Here is a 19,144-nt window from a genome sequence, read left to right as displayed (position 1 = left end):
AGGTGTCCCTCCTTTACTAAGATGGTAAAAGAATAAGGTTGCGCAACAAATGTACAACCCAATAAATATAAAATGTATATTTATACGAAACGTATTTTAAAACCTAAAAACGTCGTTTGTATATGAGATAGGGTTTTCGACAAAAAAAGCAAATGTGGACAACTATTTACCCACATGTGATTAAAACTGTCCACATGTTATACACAAACTGTGGATAAAATAAAGGTGTGGAAAACTTATTCAAAGTGAAAACACAACTATAATATCAAAAAAAAGTGGCTATAGCAATGAATTTAAGAAAGTTATCCACAAAATCAATACCTTGTGGAATAAACTTGTCCACAACACGATATACTGTGTAAAAGTGCGAAAAAAGTTTGTGGATATAAAAAACGTGAAAAAACATTTATCCACAAGGAAATATAGGTGCTGTGTAAAAGTATGTGAATAGGTTCAAAATGAATATTTGATGAAAATTTCTAGAACCATTGACATTTTCCTAGTTGATTAACTATAATTTATAGGACTGTCTTTAACAGATATTCCTCAGGGAGGTGTCATATAATGAAAAGAACTTACCAACCAAATAAACGTAAGCGCAGCAAAGTACATGGTTTCCGCAGCCGTATGAGCACAGCGAACGGACGTAAAGTGCTAGCAGCTCGTCGTCGTAAAGGAAGAAAAGTATTATCTGCGTAGACCACTGATCGTTCAGTGGTCTTTTTTTCTAATAATAGTGAATTTCCGCTGATGAAATACAGGAGTGTCAATTGATATGAAGAAAAAACATCGTATAAAGAAGAATGATGAATTCCAGGCGGTTTTTCAAAAAGGAAAATCAAATGCGAATCGTCAGTTTGTTGTATACCAATTAGATAAAGAAGAACAGCCAAACTTTCGCATCGGCCTTTCTGTTAGCAAGAAAATTGGAAATGCAGTAGTTCGTAATCGAATTAAGCGCATGGTCCGTCAGGCTATTACAGAGTTAAAAGATGAGATAGATTCTGGGAAAGATTTTGTTATAATAGCAAGGAAGCCTTGTGCAGAGATGACATATGAAGAAGTAAAGAAAAGCTTAATTCATGTCTTTAAACGCTCTGGTATGAAAAGAATAAAAAAGTAGCGTAAGGAAATGAATTACACTATATACATACCGATACAAGGAGGAGTAGGCTTTGAAAAAGAAATTAGGTTTACTAGCCATGGTCGTTGCATTAATGGCGATTGCCACCGGTTGTAGTGAAACGGGTCAGCCGATTACATCGAAAAGTACTGGGATTTGGAATGAATATTTCGTATATCCGCTTTCTCAGTTAATCACGTATTTTGCCGACTTATTTAACAGTAATTACGGTTTAGCAATTGTTATTACAACTCTTATCATTCGTTTTGCATTATTACCACTAATGATTAAACAAACGAAGAGTACGAAAGCGATGCAAGCGTTACAACCGGAAATGGTGAAGTTAAAAGAGAAATATAGCTCTAAAGATCAAGCGACACAGCAAAAACTGCAGCAAGAAATGATGCAGTTATATCAAAAAAATGGTGTAAATCCATTAGCTGGTTGTTTACCAATCTTTATTCAAATGCCAATTCTGTTCGCTTTTTATCATGCAATTATGAGAACAGCTGAAATTAAACAACATAGTTTCTTATGGTTCGATTTAGGACATGCAGACCCGTTCTATATCTTACCGGTCGTTGCAGCAATTACGACATTTATTCAGCAAAAGCTTGCAATGGCAGGAACAGCTGGTCAAAATCCGCAAATGGCAATGATGCTTTGGCTTATGCCGATTATGATTTTAATCTTTGCAATTAACTTCCCAGCCGCATTATCACTTTACTGGGTTGTTGGTAATATCTTTGGTATTGCTCAAATGTACTTTATCAAAGGGCCAGAAATTAAGGCTAGCAAAGCTGGAGGCTCAAGCAAGTGAGTATAATTACTGCTAAAGGACAAACAGTCGAGCTGGCAGTAGAGGATGCTTTAAGGCAATTAAATACATCAAAAGATCGAGTAGATATAAATATTGTCGATGAGGGTAAAAGAGGATTCTTAGGTTTATTTGGGAATCGTCCTGCAGTAGTAGAAGTTGTATTGAAGAAAGATCCAATTCAAGAATGTGAAGAATATTTAAGAAATGTTATTCACGATATGGGTGTGGAAGTTGAGATTAGTAAAATTGTAAAAGGACGCGAAATTGAATTTACAATTTCTGGTGATAATGTAGGTGTTTTAATTGGGAAAAGAGGTAATACATTGAACTCTTTACAGTATTTAACAAAACTTGTCGCGAATCGTAACACGAAGCAGTATATCGGTATTACACTAGATGCTGAAAATTATCGTAGTAAAAGAAAAAGTACGTTAGAATCACTTTCTTATCGATTAGCGAAACAAGTATTTAATACGAAAAAAAGAGTTATTTTAGAACCGATGCCATCTTTTGAACGAAAAATTATTCATCAGGCATTATCAAATCATCAAGGTATCAATACAACTTCTGAAGGAAATGAACCACATCGGCATGTTGTAATATCTCCTAAATGACCGGTTGCTCAAATGAGTGCCGGTTTTTTTGAGCGGAAAATAGATGTGGATAACTAAAAAACACTAAACTTATCCACTGTGAATAAGTTTAGTGTTTTTTACATGGGGATATAATAAAATGAGTTATTCTTCTTTTGTAGATAGGTTCGTTATGGTATCCTAATAATTTAGTGAAAGAAATAATCATGTTGAAATAGAGATAAATAAGCAAGTGAGGTGAAAGGACATGGAATTTGATACAATTGCTGCGATTTCCACAGCGCTTGGAGAGGGTGCAATTGCCATTGTTCGAGTAAGTGGGGATGATGCGGTTGAGAAAGTTAATCGTATTTTTAAGGGGAAGGATTTAACAGAGGTTCCTTCTCACACTATTCATTATGGTCATATTGTTGATTTAGATACAAATCAAGTTATTGAAGAAGTTATGGTGTCTATTATGCGCGCACCAAGGACTTTTACACGTGAAAATATAGTGGAAATTAACTGTCACGGTGGACTTGTTTCAGTAAATAAAGTATTGCAACTTATTCTAGCACAAGGAGTACGATTGGCAGAACCGGGCGAATTTACAAAACGTGCTTTTTTAAATGGACGTATCGATTTATCACAAGCAGAAGCTGTTATGGATTTGATTCGAGCAAAAACAGATCGTGCGATGAATGTAGCAATTAATCAAATGGAAGGGCGATTATCTAAATTAATTGGTCTTTTGCGTCAAGAAATATTAGAAACATTAGCTCATGTTGAGGTAAATATAGATTATCCAGAATACGATGATGTAGAAGAGATGACACATAATATTTTAATTGAGAAAGCGACGCATGTTCGTTCGGAAATCGAAAAAATATTAGAAACATCAAAACAAGGGAAAATTTTACGTGAGGGTATTGCTACAGCAATTATCGGTAGACCCAACGTTGGGAAATCATCGTTATTAAATAGTCTTGTTCAGGAGAAAAAGGCAATTGTAACTGATATTGCAGGAACAACTCGTGATGTTATTGAAGAGTACGTTAACGTGCGTGGTGTACCTCTTAAACTTATAGATACAGCCGGTATTCGGGAGACAGAAGATGTTGTTGAACGAATTGGTGTGGAACGTTCAAAAGAAATGATGAGCCAAGCGGATTTAGTATTAGTTGTTGTCAACTATAGCGAGGCTTTAACAAATGAGGATGAAGATCTATTCCGTGCGGTACAAGGAAAAGACTTTATTGTTATTGTGAATAAGACTGATTTACCGCAAGCGATTGATATGGAACGTGTTACAGAGTTAGCCGCGGGAAATCGTGTTATTACAACATCCTTAATTGAGGAACAAGGAATAGATGAACTCGAAAAGGCAATAGCTGATTTATTCTTTGAAGGAACAATCGATTCTGCAGATATGACATATGTTTCTAATGCGAGACATATTGGATTATTAACACAAGCAGGAAAAACAATCGGTGATGCAGTTGAGGCGATTGAAAATGGTGTACCAATTGATATGGTACAAATTGATTTAACAAGAACGTGGGAAATACTTGGTGAAATTACTGGGGACACAGTGCATGAAAGCTTAATTGACCAGTTGTTCTCTCAATTTTGTTTAGGAAAATAATATAGTGAAGTTGTAGAAAGATAGAGATTATTAGGAGGAATAAACAATGGGATACAATGCCGGTTCATACGATGTCATAGTAATCGGTGCAGGTCATGCAGGATGTGAAGCTGGTCTTGCGGCAGCACGAATGGGCTCAAAAACATTAATGTTAACAATTAACTTGGATATGGTAGCATTCATGCCATGTAACCCTTCTGTTGGTGGACCAGCAAAAGGGATTGTTGTTCGTGAAATTGATGCATTAGGCGGAGAAATGGGACGTAATATTGATAAAACTCATATTCAAATGCGTATGCTAAATACAGGTAAGGGACCAGCCGTACGTGCACTTCGAGCGCAAGCTGATAAATTCTCTTACCAACATGAATTAAAGAAAACAATTGAAGAAACACCAAACTTAACGTTGTTCCAAGGAATGGTAGAGCGTTTAATCGTTGAAGAAGGTGTATGTAAAGGGGTAGTTACACAAGCTGGTGCAGAATATACAGCAAAAACAGTTGTAATTACAACTGGAACATTTTTACGCGGCGAGATTATCATGGGCGACTTAAAATATTCAAGTGGTCCAAATAATCAGCAACCGTCTATTACATTATCTGAGCATTTAGAGGAGCTTGGATTTGATCTTGTGAGGTTTAAAACAGGGACACCTCCTCGTGTAAACAGTAATACAATTGACTACAGTAAAACAGAAATTCAACCAGGTGATGATAAGCCACGTGCATTCTCTTTTGAAACAACGAAATTTATTATGGATCAAATTCCATGTTGGTTGACATATACAAGTACAGAAACACACCGTTTAATAGATGAAAATTTACATCGTTCAGCTATGTATTCTGGTATGATTAAAGGAACAGGTCCTAGATACTGTCCTTCTATTGAAGACAAAGTAGTAAGATTTAATGATAAACCACGTCATCAAATTTTCTTAGAGCCAGAAGGGCGTAATACACAAGAAGTATATGTACAAGGTTTATCCACAAGCTTACCAGAAGATGTACAACGTGACATGCTTAGAACAATTCCAGGCCTAGAAAATGTTGAAATGATGCGTACAGGTTATGCAATTGAATATGATGCAATTGTGCCAACACAACTATGGCCAACACTTGAAACGAAAAAGATTAAAAATTTATATACAGCAGGACAAATTAATGGAACTTCTGGTTACGAAGAGGCGGCCGGACAAGGGCTTATGGCTGGAATTAATGCAGCATGCCGTTCTTTAGGTAAAGAAGAAGTTGTTTTAGGTCGCGAGGATGCTTATATTGGCGTCTTAATTGATGATCTTGTAACGAAAGGTACAAATGAACCATATCGTTTATTAACGTCTCGTGCAGAATACCGTCTATTATTACGCCACGATAATGCTGATCTTCGTTTAACTGAAGTTGGTCGTAAAATTGGATTAATTAAAGAAGAGCGCTATGAGCGATTTACAAATAAAAAATTACAAATTGAACAGGAAAAGGAACGTTTAAGCAGCATTATTATTAAACCACGTCCTGAAGTTCAAGAATTAATTCGCAATATTGGCGGAAGTGAATTGAAAGATGGAATACGTGCAAGTGACTTATTACGTCGTCCAGAGATGACATATGAGCATATTCATCTTTTAGTACCAAGTGAAGTAGAATTAAGTGATGAAGTTAAAGAACAAGTTGAAATTCAGATTAAGTATGAAGGATATATTGAAAAATCTTTACAGCAAGTAGAGCGTATGAAGAAAATGGAGAATAAAAAAATCCCTGTAGATATTGATTATGATGCGATTTCTAGCATTGCTTCAGAAGCTAGACAGAAATTGAAAGATGTTCGTCCACTTTCAATGGGGCAGGCTTCACGTATTTCTGGCGTAAATCCAGCGGATATTTCCATTTTACTTGTGTATATAGAACAAGGAAAAATTGCACGCGTATCGAACCAATAAATAGTAAGGAGATATTGCTAGATGAACATAGAACAATTTCAATCTATGCTAGAAGAGAAGGGAATCACCCTCTCTTCTAGACAGTTAGAGCAGTTCAAAATCTACTTTGAAACATTAGTAGAGTGGAATGAAAAAATGAACTTAACGGCTATTACAGAAAAAGAAGAAGTATATTTAAAACACTTTTTTGATTCCATTACAGCTGCTTTTTATTATGATTTTTCAAAACCATTCTCAATTTGCGATGTTGGTGCAGGGGCTGGATTCCCAAGTATTCCTTTAAAAATTTGTTTCCCGCATTTAAAAGTAACAATTGTAGATTCGTTGCAAAAACGTATTAATTTCTTAAATCACTTAGCACAAAAGTTAGAATTAAGTGATGTTGCATTTTGTCACGATCGTGCTGAAACGTTTGGGAAAAAAGAAGGTGTACGTGAATCATACGATATTGTAATGGCACGTGCAGTTGCGCGTCTTTCTGTATTAAGTGAGCTATGTTTACCGCTTGTAAAAGTTGGAGGAACATTCATTGCAATGAAAGGTGCAGCAGCAAACGAAGAAATTGAAAATGGCAAGTATGCTTTAGAGGTGCTAGGCGGAGAGTTAAAAGAGATGTCTACGTTCCAATTACCGTTTGAAGAGAGTGAACGTAATATTTTATTAATCGAGAAAAAGCGCAAGACACCAAAGAAATATCCACGCAAACCGGGAACACCCAATAAATTACCTATTGAAAAATAAATCTTATTAGACGTAAGATTAAATTATATAAATGAAAACGTAAATGTTTCATAGGAAACATTTTATGGAGAATAGTCAATAGGCCTAAAAGGTGGTGGAATATGTATGAAAAATACGTTTTCTCGTTTATTTGGCTTTGGAGATAAAGAGAGCGAATTCGAATTACAAGACGAAAGCCATGAAGAGATAGATAAAAAGGTATATGAAGAAATACAAGAAATTCCGATAGTAAATATTACCCCTAACCGTTATCAACCAAGAACAGTTTTTGATGATGCGCGTATTGATGAGCTAGCATTAACAATTCGTACACATGGACTTATTCAGCCGATTGTTGTAAGGCAATATGAGGATGATAAGTACGAGATTATTGCTGGAGAAAGACGTTTTCGCGCGGCAACAAAGTTAGGTTGGGAAAAGGTTCCTGCAATTATAAAGAACTTAAATGATACAGAGACAGCTTCTGTAGCTTTAATTGAAAACTTGCAACGTGAGGAACTAACGGCAATCGAGGAAGCTGTGGCATATCAAAAGCTGATTGAGTTACATAATTTAACACAAGAAGCATTGGCACAACGACTTGGAAAAGGACAATCTACAATCGCAAATAAGTTGCGATTGTTAAAGTTGCCTGAAGAAATAAAAAGTGCATTATTAGAAAAAAGCATTACAGAACGTCATGCCCGCGCTCTCATTCCTTTAAAAAATGAGGAATTACAACTGAAAGTTTTACAGGAAATTGTGGAGAAACAACTAAATGTAAAGCAAACAGAAGAACGAATTGCGAAGTTACTAGAGGAAGCGAAACCGAAGCGTAAGGCAAAGCAAAAAGCAGTAAGTCGAGATACGAGGATTGCTATGAATACAATTAGACAATCTTTACAAATGGTTACTGAAAGTGGTTTGAATGTTAATTCTGAGGAAGAAGAATTTGATGAGTACTATCAAATTACAATTAAAATTCCAAAGAAAAAATAATAATGACGTGCTAGAGACCTTATCCTATTGGAGAGGTCTCTTTTACTATATTTTCTTGTTAAATGAAGAAGGAGTTTAGAAATAAATTTTGAAGTTTAATAAAGGACGTAAAAGAAAAAGTTTTATTTCATGTTACAATAAACGTAATTGTTACTAGAATAAGATAGAAAGGTTGAAAGTAGGTGACATCATGGGAAAAATCATTGCTATTGCTAATCAAAAAGGCGGTGTTGGAAAAACGACAACATCTGTTAATTTAGGGGCTGGATTGGCGCAAGTAGGTAAAAAAGTCCTTCTTGTAGATATTGATGCTCAAGGAAATGCAACGACTGGTGTGGGAATTGAAAAATCTGAATTAGATCAATGTATTTACAACGTTCTTGTGGAAGATGCAGATGTTCAAGGGGTTATACAGAAAACCGCAACTGAAAACTTAGATGTTCTACCCGCTACAATTCAATTGGCTGGTGCTGAAATTGAATTGGTACCGACTATTTCCCGGGAAGTACGTTTGCAAAGAGCATTACAGCCAGTTCGTGATGAATATGACTATATTATTATCGACTGTCCCCCATCTTTAGGGTTATTAACGATTAATGCATTAACAGCAGCAGATTCTGTTATTATTCCTGTACAGTGTGAATACTACGCACTAGAAGGGTTAAGTCAGCTATTAAATACAGTTCGACTTGTACAAAAACATTTAAATAAAAATTTAGCAATTCAAGGTGTATTGTTAACAATGTTGGATGCCCGTACAAATTTAGGGATCCAAGTTATAGATGAAGTGAAAAAGTATTTTAGGGATAAAGTATATCGCTCGATTATTCCGCGTAATGTACGCTTGAGCGAGGCTCCAAGTCATGGGAAACCTATTATGCAGTATGACGCTAAATCAAGAGGAGCAGAAGTATATATAGATTTAGCAGAGGAAGTGATTGCAGGTGGCTAAAGGATTAGGAAGAGGAATTAATGTGTTTTTTCCTGATTTAGATGTGAAAGAAGAGGAAACAATTCAGGAGATTCTTGTAACTGAATTAAGGCCGAATCCATATCAACCGCGTAAACACTTTAATAAAGAGGCGATTCAGGAATTAGCAATTTCGATTAAGGAACACGGTATTCTACAACCATTAATTGCTAGGAAGAGCATTAAAGGATATGAAATTGTTGCAGGTGAAAGACGATTTCGTGCTGCAAAAGAGGCTGGTTTAGAAAAAGTACCTGCGGTTGTAAGACAATTAAATGAACAGCAAATGATGGAATTTGCTTTGTTAGAAAACTTACAACGAGAAGATTTAAATCCTATGGAAGAGGCAATGGCATACCAGATGTTAATGAATGAGCTAAATGTAACGCAAGAACAATTAGCGAAACGTCTTGGTAAAAGCAGACCTTACATTGCAAATTATACTAGGTTATTAAGCCTACCTTCTTTCGTACAAGATATGATTGCAAATGGTCAACTTTCAATGGCTCATGGGAGAACTTTACTTACGATAAAAGATGAAGAACAATTGAAGTCCTTATTGAAACGCATTGAAAAAGAAGGATTAAATGTTCGTCAATTAGAGAAAATCGTCCAAGAGATTAATCAACACGTTTCACGTGAAACAAAAAAAGTGAAAAAAGAGCGAAATATATTTTTCGTAGAACGTGAAACGTTCTTAAGAGAAAAGTTTGGCACAGATGTGAAAATTAAAGAGACGAAAAAAGAAAAAGGTAAAATCGAAATTGAATTTTTTAATAAAGAAGATTTAAATCGTATTTTAGAACTATTAGCACAGAAAAATTAAAAAGCAAACCATCTTATTATTTATAGATGGTTTGCTTTTTTTAATGCGGATAATTTTTGATCCGTCTCTTTTATACTTTGTGCGATTACATCAGCCATTTTCATGACTAAACTTAATCTTGTATTTTGAAGAACGAAAAACTCCATAAACCCATTTAGATTGACGATACCGTGTATGTGCAAATCACCAACTGCAGGTAATTTCTTATTCATAGCAGCTCCAGGTTTACTAGGTCCCTTTCCAGTAGTGATTGATCCGATATTTTGGGACTTTCCTAAACATGCATCAACAGCAATTATAAATGCAGTAGGATATTCTTTCTGTATATTCTGAATTTTCTCTTCTAAATTTAGCGCATGTACTGGCTCATCTAGTGTACCGAATACTTGGAGGTTTTGGATGTCTATTTGTTCAAGTTTTGTACCAACTAATGGGCCGAGTGCGTCACCCGTAGAGCGATCTGTGCCGATACAAACGAGAATGAGTGGTATATTAGTTTTAATAGGAATATGGGTAAGTAAGAAATTACTGATTATCTCGGAGGCTTCTAGATCTTGGTGCATAACGTTTTGAGTTTCTTTCTCAAAAAATGGTAAGCGAAAACTTCCAATATTCATGAAGCACCCATCCTTTTAATAAATTTTCAATATGTGTTATATGGTGAGGAAAATGGAAAGTTATAAGTGCGTAATTTTTGCAAAATGTGAATGAAAACGGAAATAATAGTACTAGTATATATATATTCGTTCCATTTTATACCTGGATATCGGGGATAAAATAGGATTAAAATCATAAAATTTTTTCAGCAATTAGGGGACTTCTGATACAATAATAAGGGTAACTAAAAAGAAATTTTAGCTAGAGAGGTAGAGGTACATGGATTTATTAACGAAGTGGTTTAATTCTATGAAACAGTATTTATTAGATGCTGATCGTTGGGCTCATATTGGAGTTGCGACATTAAAAATATGCATTATTTTAATAATTGGTGCGGTTGTTGTGCGAATTGCAAGAGCGGTTGTACGAAATGCGTTTCGCATGGGAAGTCGTTCTCCAATTCAAATTTCAGAACGTCGTACAGTTACAGTAGCGAAATTACTTGAAAATATTGTAGCGTACGTTGTTATGTTCATTATGCTAATTGCGATTTTAGGTGTGTTTGATATTAATGCATCAGGTTTATTAGCGGGTGCTGGGGTAATTGGTTTAGCAGTCGGATTTGGTGCTCAAAGTTTAGTGAAAGACGTTATTACAGGTTTATTTATTTTGTTAGAAGATCAGTTTTCAGTTGGCGATTATGTTAAAATCGGTCAATTTGAAGGAGTCGTTTTAGAAATTGGACTTCGTACAACGAAAGTAAAGAGTTGGACAGGTGAAATTCATACTTTACCAAATGGAAGTATTATTCAAGTTACTAACTACTCAGTTAGTAATAGTGTAGCGTTTGTTGATGTATCTATTTCATATGAGGCTGATATTGCGAAAGCAGAGCAGGTTATTGAAGATTTATTAGTAGAATTACCTTCAAAGTACGAAAAAATGGTAACAACGCCTCAATTATTAGGTGTGCAAACATTAGCTGCATCAGAAGTTATATTACGTGTTATTGCTGAAGTAGAACCGATGCAACATGCAGTTATTGCAAGGGCACTTCGTAAAGAGATTAAAAATCGTCTTGATTTACATGGGATTGAAATTCCATATCCGCGTATGGTTTTATATAATCGTGAAGAATTAGTTAGTGGAAAAGCAATTTAGTATGGAGAGGAGTTTGGAGAGTGGAGCAAAAGGAATATAACTTGTATGATGTTGTGGAAATGAAGAAAGCCCATCCATGTGGCGAGAATCGTTGGAAAATTATTCGTATGGGAATGGATATCCGCATTAAGTGCGAGGGGTGTGACCATTCAGTAATGATTCCTCGAAGAGAGTTTGATCGTAAGGTAAAAAAAATACTTGTGAAGCACGAAGAATAGAGGGAGAGTAACAGTTACAGTAGGTAACTGTTACTTTTTTTCGTTTGGCGGAAACTTGTCATTTTTTTCGTTACTATCTATAATGATGAAAGATTGAGACATAGGAGTGAAAAATATGGGATTAACGGCTGGGATTGTTGGATTACCTAACGTAGGGAAGTCCACTTTATTTAATGCAATTACACAAGCAGGAGCAGAATCTGCGAACTATCCATTCTGTACAATTGATCCAAACGTAGGGATTGTAGAAGTACCAGATGAGCGTTTAAATAAATTAACGGAACTAGTAGAACCGAAAAAGACTGTTCCGACTGTATTCGAGTTTACTGATATTGCAGGTATCGTAAAAGGTGCTAGTAAAGGTGAAGGTTTAGGAAATAAATTCTTATCTCACATTCGTCAAGTAGATGCAATTTGTCAAGTTGTTCGTTGTTTTGAAGACGAAAATATTACGCACGTTTCAGGGAAAGTAGATCCAATTGATGATATTGAAACAATCAATTTAGAGCTAATTTTAGCGGACTTAGAGTCTGTTGATAAGCGTATCGAGCGTGTTGCGAAATTAGCAAGACAAAAAGATAAAGAAGCGGTATATGAGCATGAAATTTTAGTTCGTTTAAAAGAAGCTTTTGAAGAGGGAAAACCAGCTCGTACTGTTGAATTTACAGAAGAGCAGATGAAGATTGTTAAAGGCCTTCATTTACTTACAACAAAAGAAATGTTATACGTAGCGAATGTAAGTGAAGACGATGTTATCGATCCTTCGGAAAATAAATACGTACAAATGGTAAAAGAATTTGCAGCAAATGAAAATTCTCAAGTTATCGTTGTATGTGCAAAAATCGAATCAGAAATCGCTGAATTAGACGAAGAAGAGAAAAAAGTATTCCTTGAAGAATTAGGAATTGAAGAGTCTGGTTTAGATCAATTAATTCGTGCAGCATATGATCTATTAGGACTTGCTACTTACTTTACAGCTGGCGTTCAAGAAGTACGTGCTTGGACATTTAAACAAGGAATGAAGGCACCGCAATGTGCTGGTGTTATTCATACAGACTTTGAGCGTGGATTTATTCGTGCAGAAACAGTTTCTTACGATGACTTAATGACAAACGGTTCTATGACAGCTGCAAAAGAAGCTGGAAAAGTACGTTTAGAAGGAAAAGAATATATCGTAAAAGACGGAGATGTTATGCACTTCCGTTTTAACGTTTAATTTAATATTTCCTAGGAAAAATAAAGATATGAGCTTGGCAAATATATTATATGTTTGCCAAGTTTTTTATGTATTGGTGAGTTGATTCATATAACTTACTATGATATAATCTAAACTCGTGAGTAATTACTATAAATTAATTGCTCCTTGCCCATTACGGGCCGTTTAGACCAAAAGGAGGTGAAAGTGTAATGAGAAAGTACGAAATTATGTACATCATTCGTCCTGGCGTTGAAGAAGAAGCTCAAAAAGCTTTAGTTGAACGTTTTGCAGGTGTTTTAACAAACAATGGTGCAGAAATCATTAACACGAAAGAGTGGGGTAAGCGTCGTTTAGCTTACGAAATCAACGACTTACGTGAAGGTTTCTACATGATCTTAAACGTGAAATCTAACGCAGAAGCGATTAACGAATTCGACCGTTTAGCTAAGATCAACGAAGACATCCTTCGTCATATCGTTGTTAAAGAAGAAGAAAAATAATTGATATATAAGGGAGAGTGGTTCGATTGATGAATCGTGTTATCCTCGTTGGTCGTTTAACTAAGGACCCTGACTTACGTTACACGCCCAATGGTGTTGCAGTAGCTACTTTTACGTTAGCTGTGAATCGCGCATTTGCCAATCAACAAGGTGAGCGTGAAGCTGACTTTATTAATTGTGTAATATGGCGTAAACAAGCAGAAAACGTAGCAAATTATTTGAAAAAAGGTAGCTTAGCAGGCGTAGATGGACGTCTTCAAACTCGTAATTACGAGGGACAAGATGGTAAACGTGTATACGTAACAGAAGTTCTTGCGGAAAGCGTGCAATTTTTAGAGCCGCGTAATGGCGGTGGGGAGCAACGTGGTTCATTTAATCAGCAACCATCAGGAGCTGGTTTCGGTAACCAAGGCTCTAACCCATTTGGTCAATCTAGTAATTCAGGTAACCAAGGTAACTCTGGATTTACGAAGAATGACGATCCATTTTCAAATGTAGGTCAACCGATCGACATTTCCGACGACGATTTACCGTTCTAATACAGTAAATTTGTTAGTTTTAACAAAGAATGGAGGGAAATAGACATGGCAGGACGCAAAGGTGGACGTGCGAAACGTCGTAAGGTGTGTTTCTTCACAGCTAACGGCATCACTCGCATTGACTATAAAGATGTTGATTTATTAAAACGTTTCGTTTCTGAGCGTGGTAAAATTTTACCTCGTCGTGTAACAGGAACAAGCGCGAAATACCAACGCAAACTTACAGTTGCAATTAAACGTGCTCGTCAAATGGCACTTTTACCATATGTTGGTGAATAATAGCGTATGAAATGCACAGTAGAGTCGGACTCTACTGTGCATTTTGCTATGCTTTTCTTTTTTGAAAGAGAGGTTAAAATGTGAAACAAGCAAGATTTATTACTGAAGGTGCCGCGTTGTTGGCTATATATGCAATGTTATTGCTTATATCTATGTATGTTCCGATTTTGGGTACAGTTGTAACTTTTGCGTTGCCGTTACCATTTATACTATTAATGATAAGACATAAACTATCTAATGTGCTCGTGGTTTTTGTAGCGGCACTTTTTGTTACTGTTATTGTGAGTCAACCGATGAATTTAGTGAAGACAATTATGTTTGGATTGATAGGGATTGTTTTAGGATATATGTATAAAACAAGAAAAAAGCCAGTGGAAATCTTAATAGCTGGGACGCTTGCATACTTAATTGGTTTTGTACTTATTTATGTTGCGAGTATAAAGTTTTTCAACATAGATATAATGAAGCAAATGCAAAGTATATTTAGTGAAAGTATGGCGAAAAGCGAAAAGATAGTAAGTGCTACAGGTATGCCGATTAGTAAGGAACAAAAAGAGTTACTTGCACAAATGAATGATATATTACAATCATTACTTCCGAGTATACTTGTGCTAGTTTCAGTATGTTTTTCTTGGATTACAGTGATAATATCAGGTAGTGTTTTGAAAAAGTTAAAACATGACGTTATATCTTGGCCTAAATTTAAAGATATACAATTACCAAAGAGTATCATTTGGTATTACGTTATATTTATTTTGTTAGCAACTTTTATAAAAGTAGAACCAACATCATATTTACATATGGTATTTTCTAACCTAAATGTCATATTTGCACTATTGCTTGTACTGCAAGGTCTGACATTTATCGCCTTTTTAGCGTATAGAAAAGGTTTTACTAAAGGGGTTCCTATTATTAGTTTTATTGCATGCATGTTTATTCCGATGCTGTTTCCTCTTGTGACAATCTTAGGTATAATTGACTTAGGGATTTCATTGCGTTCTAAAATAGGGGGATAAAATAATATTCCTTATACTATTTTAATCTGTTTAACTAACTGGAAGGTGAGTTAGTTTTACTTTATAGGAGTTGTATACATGCCTGAATTTGATAAGAAACAGTGGTTTTTATATCCTGTTTATGTATTGGCATTTTTTGTGTTTGTGCTCATTTCAATTCTCTGTTATTTTCATTTAATTATGGGGATAGCTGCTTTTGTCATTTTTTGTATCGTATTCTTTATCGTTATACGATTTGAACTTAATTTTCAAAGGAATTTCGAAAAGCATACGACAGATATGATTACAAGAGTAAAGAAAGTAAGTAATGAAGCATTTAACCAAATGCCGATTGGTATTTTGTTATACAATAAGGATTATGGGATTGATTGGGCAAATCCTTATTTATCTTCATGTCTGGGACAGCATGCATTAGCTGGATGGCACCTTTACGATGTATCAGAAACATTACTTCTTTTCATTAAAGGAGAAACTTCTGATGATATAGTCTCTTTAAATAATCGAAAGTTTCGCGTTTTTGTAAGGAAAGAAGAAAAGTTAATTTATTTCTTTGATGTAACGGAACAAACAGAAATCGAAAAGATGTACGAGGATCAAAGGACTGTTTTAGCTGTCATCTATTTGGATAATTATGATGAAGTTACACAAGGATTAGATGATCAATTACGTACGAATATAACAAGTCTTGTGACATCGCGACTAAATGAATGGGCACTTAAGTATGGGGCGTATTTAAAACGTGCATCTTCAGAAAGATTCTTCGTTGTGCTAAATGAAAGTATTTTGACGCAGATGGAAAAAGGGAAATTTAGCATTTTAGATCAGGTGCGTGAAGAAACATCTAAAAGGAATATACCACTTACATTAAGTGTGGGTGTCGGATCAGGTGATTTACCTTTATCAGAGCTTGGAGCAATGGCTCAATCTGGTTTAGATCTTGCGCTTGGGCGTGGGGGAGACCAAGTAGCTATTAAACAAGCGACAGGTAAAGTTAAGTTCTATGGAGGTAAGACAAATCCGGTTGAAAAACGTACCCGTGTACGCGCTAGGGTCATTTCGCATGCGTTAAAGGATTTAGTATTAGAAAGTAGTAATGTCATTATTATGGGGCATAGGGCTCCCGATATGGACGCAATTGGTGCTGCGATTGGTATTTTAAAAGTGGCTCAATTAAATGAGCGTAAAGGATATATTGTGTTAGATGAAAATGATTCCGATAAAGGAATTAAGCGTTTGATGGACAAAGTGAAACAAAATGAGGAGTTATGGTCTCGTTTTATTACTCCAGAGCAAGCGATGGAATTTGCAAATGATGAGTCGTTACTTGTTGTTGTCGATACGCATAAACCTTCTATGGTGATGGAGCAAAAACTGTTACATAAAATTGAAAATGTAGTAGTTATTGATCATCATCGCCGTGGAGAAGATTTTATTGAAGATCCATTGCTAGTTTATATGGAACCATATGCTTCTTCAACAGCAGAATTGGTTACAGAATTACTTGAGTATCAACCTAAAAATTTAAAGATGACAATGTTAGAAGCGACGGCATTGTTAGCGGGTATTATTGTCGACACGAAAAGTTTCACATTCCGGACAGGGGCTCGTACATTTGATGCTGCTTCTTATTTACGCTCACATGGTGCAGATACTGTACTTGTACAAGAACTTTTAAAGGAAGATATGGATCAGTATTTACGGGTTGCAAAAGCTATAAAAAATGCGTACATTTATAAAAATGGAATTGCGATTGCTAAAGTTGATAGTGATGATTACTACGATCAAGTGCTTATTGCGCAATCGGCAGACACGTTATTAACGATGACAGGGATTATTGCATCATTTGTTGTTGCGAAACGCGGCGAGAATCTCATTGGAATTAGCAGCAGGTCTTTAGGTGAAGTGAATGTGCAGCTAATTATGGAAAACTTAGGCGGTGGCGGGCATTTGACGAATGCAGCCACACAAATGAAAAATGTTACAGTAGATGAAGCTGAGGAGAAGCTTCGATTTGTTATTGATGACTATTTACAGGGAGGCACACAATCATGAAAGTAATTTTTCTAAAAGACGTAAAAGGTAAAGGTAAAAAAGGAGAAGTAAAAAACGTACCAGATGGCTATGCAAATAACTTCTTACTAAAACAAGGATTAGCTGCTGAAGCAACAAATAGCAGTATGAAAACTTTAGAAGCTCAAAAGCGTAAAGAAGAAAAAGATGCAGCAGCAGAGCTTGAAAATGCAAAAGAGTTAAAAGAGACTTTAGAGAAATTAACTGTAGAATTAAAGGCGAAATCTGGAGAAGGTGGCCGTTTATTTGGTTCTATCACAAGCAAACAAATCGTAGATGCAATGCAAAAATCACACAAGATTAAGCTTGATAAACGTAAATTTGAAATGGACGATGCAATCCGCGCGTTAGGTTATACAAACGTTACTGTGAAATTGCATCCACAAGTAACAGCAACAGTAAAAGTTCATGTTAGTGAACAATAAAAATAAATTAAGCAAGGAGGATTGCGTATGAGTGATGTACTTGCTGATCGTACCCCTCCGCATAATATAGAGGCTGAGCAGGCGGTTTTAGGGGCCATATTGATTGATCAAGATGCGTTAACTTCAGCATCAGAGTTATTGGTACCTGATTCGTTCTATCGAACGAAACATCAAAAGATTTTTGAAGTCATGCTTGGGCTATCTGATAAGGGAGAGCCGATCGACTTAGTAATGATGACATCAGCAATGGCTGATCAAGGATTACTAGAAGAAGTTGGTGGGGTTTCTTACTTAGCAGAGTTAGCAGAAGTTGTGCCAACTGCAGCTAACGTAGAATATTACGCACGCATCATCGCTGAAAAGGCGCTTTTACGTCGTTTAATTCGCACGGCGACTCATATTGTATCGGATGGATACGAGAGAGAAGATGATGTGGATGGTCTTTTAAATGAGGCTGAGAAAAAAATATTAGAAGTATCCCATCAAACGAATGCAAAAGCATTCCAAAACATTAAAGATGTTCTTGTAGATGCTTATGACAAAATTGAACTTTTGCATAATCAAAAGGGTGAAGTTACTGGGATACCAACTGGGTTTACTGAATTAGATAAGATGACAGCAGGTTTCCAACGAAATGATTTAATTATCGTGGCAGCACGTCCATCAGTAGGGAAAACGGCATTTTCATTAAATATTGCACAAAACGTAGCGACGAAAACGGATGAAAATGTAGCGATTTTTAGTTTGGAGATGGGTGCTGATCAGCTTGTTATGCGTATGCTTTGTGCAGAAGGGAATATTGATGCACAAAGACTTCGTACTGGTTCATTAACTTCCGATGATTGGGCAAAATTAACAATGGCAATGGGGAGTCTCTCAAATGCTGGTATATATATTGATGATACGCCAGGTATTAAAGTAAATGAGATTCGAGCAAAATGTCGTAGATTAAAGCAAGAACAAGGTCTTGGTATGATTTTGATTGACTATTTGCAGCTTATTCAAGGAAGTGGGAAATCAGGAGAAAACCGTCAGCAGGAAGTATCTGAGATTTCTCGTACCTTAAAAGGGATTGCACGTGAATTGCAAGTGCCTGTTATTGCTTTATCACAGTTATCTCGTGGTGTAGAATCTCGTCAAGATAAACGCCCGATGATGTCTGATATTCGTGAATCTGGAAGTATTGAGCAGGATGCTGATATTGTAGCTTTCCTATATCGTGAAGACTACTATGATCGAGAAACGGAAAACAAAAATACAATTGAAATTATTATTGCAAAACAGCGTAACGGTCCAGTAGGTTCAGTGGAACTTGCATTCGTCAAAGAGTTCAATAAGTTCGTTAACTTAGAACGTCGTTTTGAGGATGGACATGCTCCGCCGGCATAAAGGCAGTATAAAAAAGAAACACATTTCTTATAATAAGATGTGTTTCTTTTTTTTTATAAGAAAGATAAGGCTTTCATAAGTTAAATATATAATTCTTACGAACGAAAAAGTTTTTTTATGAAAAAATGTTCGCTTTTCGGT

21 protein-coding genes are annotated in these 19,144 nt (G+C 35.8%); 20 read left to right on the top strand and 1 reads right to left on the bottom strand.

Annotated features, from left to right (window positions below; all coding sequences use genetic code 11):
• Positions 1-564 precede the first annotated feature (564 nt).
• The 10 genes from rpmH to spo0J all read left to right on the top strand — a co-directional run bounded on the left by rpmH (position 565) and on the right by spo0J (position 9,611).
• Positions 565-699 (top strand): 50S ribosomal protein L34, encoded by a 135-nt coding sequence (gene rpmH / locus ACXKY9_RS27430; protein ID WP_000831901.1) that lies wholly within the window; start codon positions 565-567, stop codon positions 697-699.
• Positions 700-775: 76 nt separating this feature from the next.
• Positions 776-1,123: a ribonuclease P protein component gene (rnpA, locus tag ACXKY9_RS27425; RefSeq protein WP_000726621.1), complete on the top strand. Its 348-nt coding sequence runs from the start codon at positions 776-778 to the stop codon at positions 1,121-1,123.
• A 52-nt stretch (positions 1,124-1,175) separates the two neighbouring features.
• Positions 1,176-1,943 carry a YidC family membrane integrase SpoIIIJ gene (spoIIIJ, locus tag ACXKY9_RS27420; protein ID WP_000727737.1) on the top strand — a complete coding sequence of 256 codons (768 nt, stop codon included), beginning with the start codon at positions 1,176-1,178 and terminating at the stop codon, positions 1,941-1,943.
• Positions 1,940-2,557, top strand: a complete 618-nt coding sequence (gene jag, locus ACXKY9_RS27415) for an RNA-binding cell elongation regulator Jag/EloR (RefSeq protein WP_000022792.1) — start codon at positions 1,940-1,942, stop codon at positions 2,555-2,557. Before spoIIIJ ends, jag begins: the two co-directional genes overlap by 4 nt.
• A gap of 226 nt (positions 2,558-2,783) precedes the next feature.
• Positions 2,784-4,160, top strand: a complete 1,377-nt coding sequence (gene mnmE / locus ACXKY9_RS27410; protein ID WP_000393769.1) for a tRNA uridine-5-carboxymethylaminomethyl(34) synthesis GTPase MnmE — start codon at positions 2,784-2,786, stop codon at positions 4,158-4,160.
• Positions 4,161-4,206: 46 nt separating this feature from the next.
• Positions 4,207-6,096 (top strand): tRNA uridine-5-carboxymethylaminomethyl(34) synthesis enzyme MnmG, encoded by a 1,890-nt coding sequence (gene mnmG, locus ACXKY9_RS27405; RefSeq protein WP_000541055.1) that lies wholly within the window; start codon positions 4,207-4,209, stop codon positions 6,094-6,096.
• A 21-nt stretch (positions 6,097-6,117) separates the two neighbouring features.
• Positions 6,118-6,837 carry a 16S rRNA (guanine(527)-N(7))-methyltransferase RsmG gene (rsmG, locus tag ACXKY9_RS27400; RefSeq protein WP_001019628.1) on the top strand — a complete coding sequence of 240 codons (720 nt, stop codon included), beginning with the start codon at positions 6,118-6,120 and terminating at the stop codon, positions 6,835-6,837.
• A gap of 105 nt (positions 6,838-6,942) precedes the next feature.
• Positions 6,943-7,815 carry a nucleoid occlusion protein gene (gene noc, locus ACXKY9_RS27395; protein WP_000799016.1) on the top strand — a complete coding sequence of 291 codons (873 nt, stop codon included), beginning with the start codon at positions 6,943-6,945 and terminating at the stop codon, positions 7,813-7,815.
• Between the two features lie 190 nt (positions 7,816-8,005).
• Positions 8,006-8,767, top strand: a complete 762-nt coding sequence (soj, locus tag ACXKY9_RS27390; protein ID WP_000516114.1) for a sporulation initiation inhibitor protein Soj — start codon at positions 8,006-8,008, stop codon at positions 8,765-8,767.
• Entirely contained in the window at positions 8,760-9,611 is an 852-nt protein-coding gene (spo0J, locus tag ACXKY9_RS27385) for a stage 0 sporulation protein Spo0J (protein WP_001051829.1), read from the top strand. The genes soj and spo0J overlap by 8 nt, the downstream gene beginning before the upstream one ends.
• Before the next feature lie 20 nt (positions 9,612-9,631).
• Here the strand turns inward: spo0J and yyaC are convergent, their stop codons facing one another.
• Positions 9,632-10,228 (bottom strand): spore protease YyaC, encoded by a 597-nt coding sequence (gene yyaC / locus ACXKY9_RS27380; protein WP_001020715.1) that lies wholly within the window; start codon positions 10,226-10,228, stop codon positions 9,632-9,634.
• A gap of 259 nt (positions 10,229-10,487) precedes the next feature.
• Between yyaC and ACXKY9_RS27375 the strand changes: the two genes are divergently transcribed.
• From ACXKY9_RS27375 to dnaB, 10 genes are all read left to right on the top strand, one after another.
• A complete protein-coding gene (locus ACXKY9_RS27375) occupies positions 10,488-11,369 on the top strand; it encodes a mechanosensitive ion channel family protein (protein WP_000365108.1) in 882 nt (293 codons plus the stop codon).
• 20 nt (positions 11,370-11,389) lie between these two features.
• Positions 11,390-11,587 (top strand): DUF951 domain-containing protein, encoded by a 198-nt coding sequence (locus ACXKY9_RS27370; RefSeq protein ID WP_000435485.1) that lies wholly within the window; start codon positions 11,390-11,392, stop codon positions 11,585-11,587.
• A 115-nt stretch (positions 11,588-11,702) separates the two neighbouring features.
• Positions 11,703-12,803 (top strand): redox-regulated ATPase YchF, encoded by a 1,101-nt coding sequence (gene ychF, locus ACXKY9_RS27365; RefSeq protein ID WP_000524667.1) that lies wholly within the window; start codon positions 11,703-11,705, stop codon positions 12,801-12,803.
• 191 nt (positions 12,804-12,994) lie between these two features.
• A complete protein-coding gene (rpsF, locus tag ACXKY9_RS27360) occupies positions 12,995-13,285 on the top strand; it encodes a 30S ribosomal protein S6 (protein ID WP_001233778.1) in 291 nt (96 codons plus the stop codon).
• 26 nt (positions 13,286-13,311) lie between these two features.
• Positions 13,312-13,824: a single-stranded DNA-binding protein gene (ssb, locus tag ACXKY9_RS27355; RefSeq protein WP_000981966.1), complete on the top strand. Its 513-nt coding sequence runs from the start codon at positions 13,312-13,314 to the stop codon at positions 13,822-13,824.
• A gap of 45 nt (positions 13,825-13,869) precedes the next feature.
• Entirely contained in the window at positions 13,870-14,103 is a 234-nt protein-coding gene (gene rpsR, locus ACXKY9_RS27350; protein WP_000918873.1) for a 30S ribosomal protein S18, read from the top strand.
• Positions 14,104-14,183: 80 nt separating this feature from the next.
• The gene (locus ACXKY9_RS27345; protein ID WP_000806422.1) at positions 14,184-15,119 is read left to right on the top strand and encodes a YybS family protein; all 936 of its coding nucleotides are present in this window, start codon (positions 14,184-14,186) and stop codon (positions 15,117-15,119) included.
• A gap of 78 nt (positions 15,120-15,197) precedes the next feature.
• Positions 15,198-17,171, top strand: a complete 1,974-nt coding sequence (locus tag ACXKY9_RS27340; protein WP_001113788.1) for a DHH family phosphoesterase — start codon at positions 15,198-15,200, stop codon at positions 17,169-17,171.
• Positions 17,168-17,614 (top strand): 50S ribosomal protein L9, encoded by a 447-nt coding sequence (rplI, locus tag ACXKY9_RS27335; RefSeq protein WP_000864228.1) that lies wholly within the window; start codon positions 17,168-17,170, stop codon positions 17,612-17,614. Before ACXKY9_RS27340 ends, rplI begins: the two co-directional genes overlap by 4 nt.
• Positions 17,615-17,641: 27 nt before the next feature.
• On the top strand, positions 17,642-19,003 hold the full coding sequence (gene dnaB, locus ACXKY9_RS27330) for a replicative DNA helicase (protein WP_001286148.1): 1,362 nt from the start codon (positions 17,642-17,644) through the stop codon (positions 19,001-19,003).
• Positions 19,004-19,144 lie beyond the last annotated feature (141 nt).

The organism is Bacillus sp. 2175, from assembly GCF_057812155.1.
This window is presented reverse-complemented; position numbering and strand designations above follow the sequence as displayed.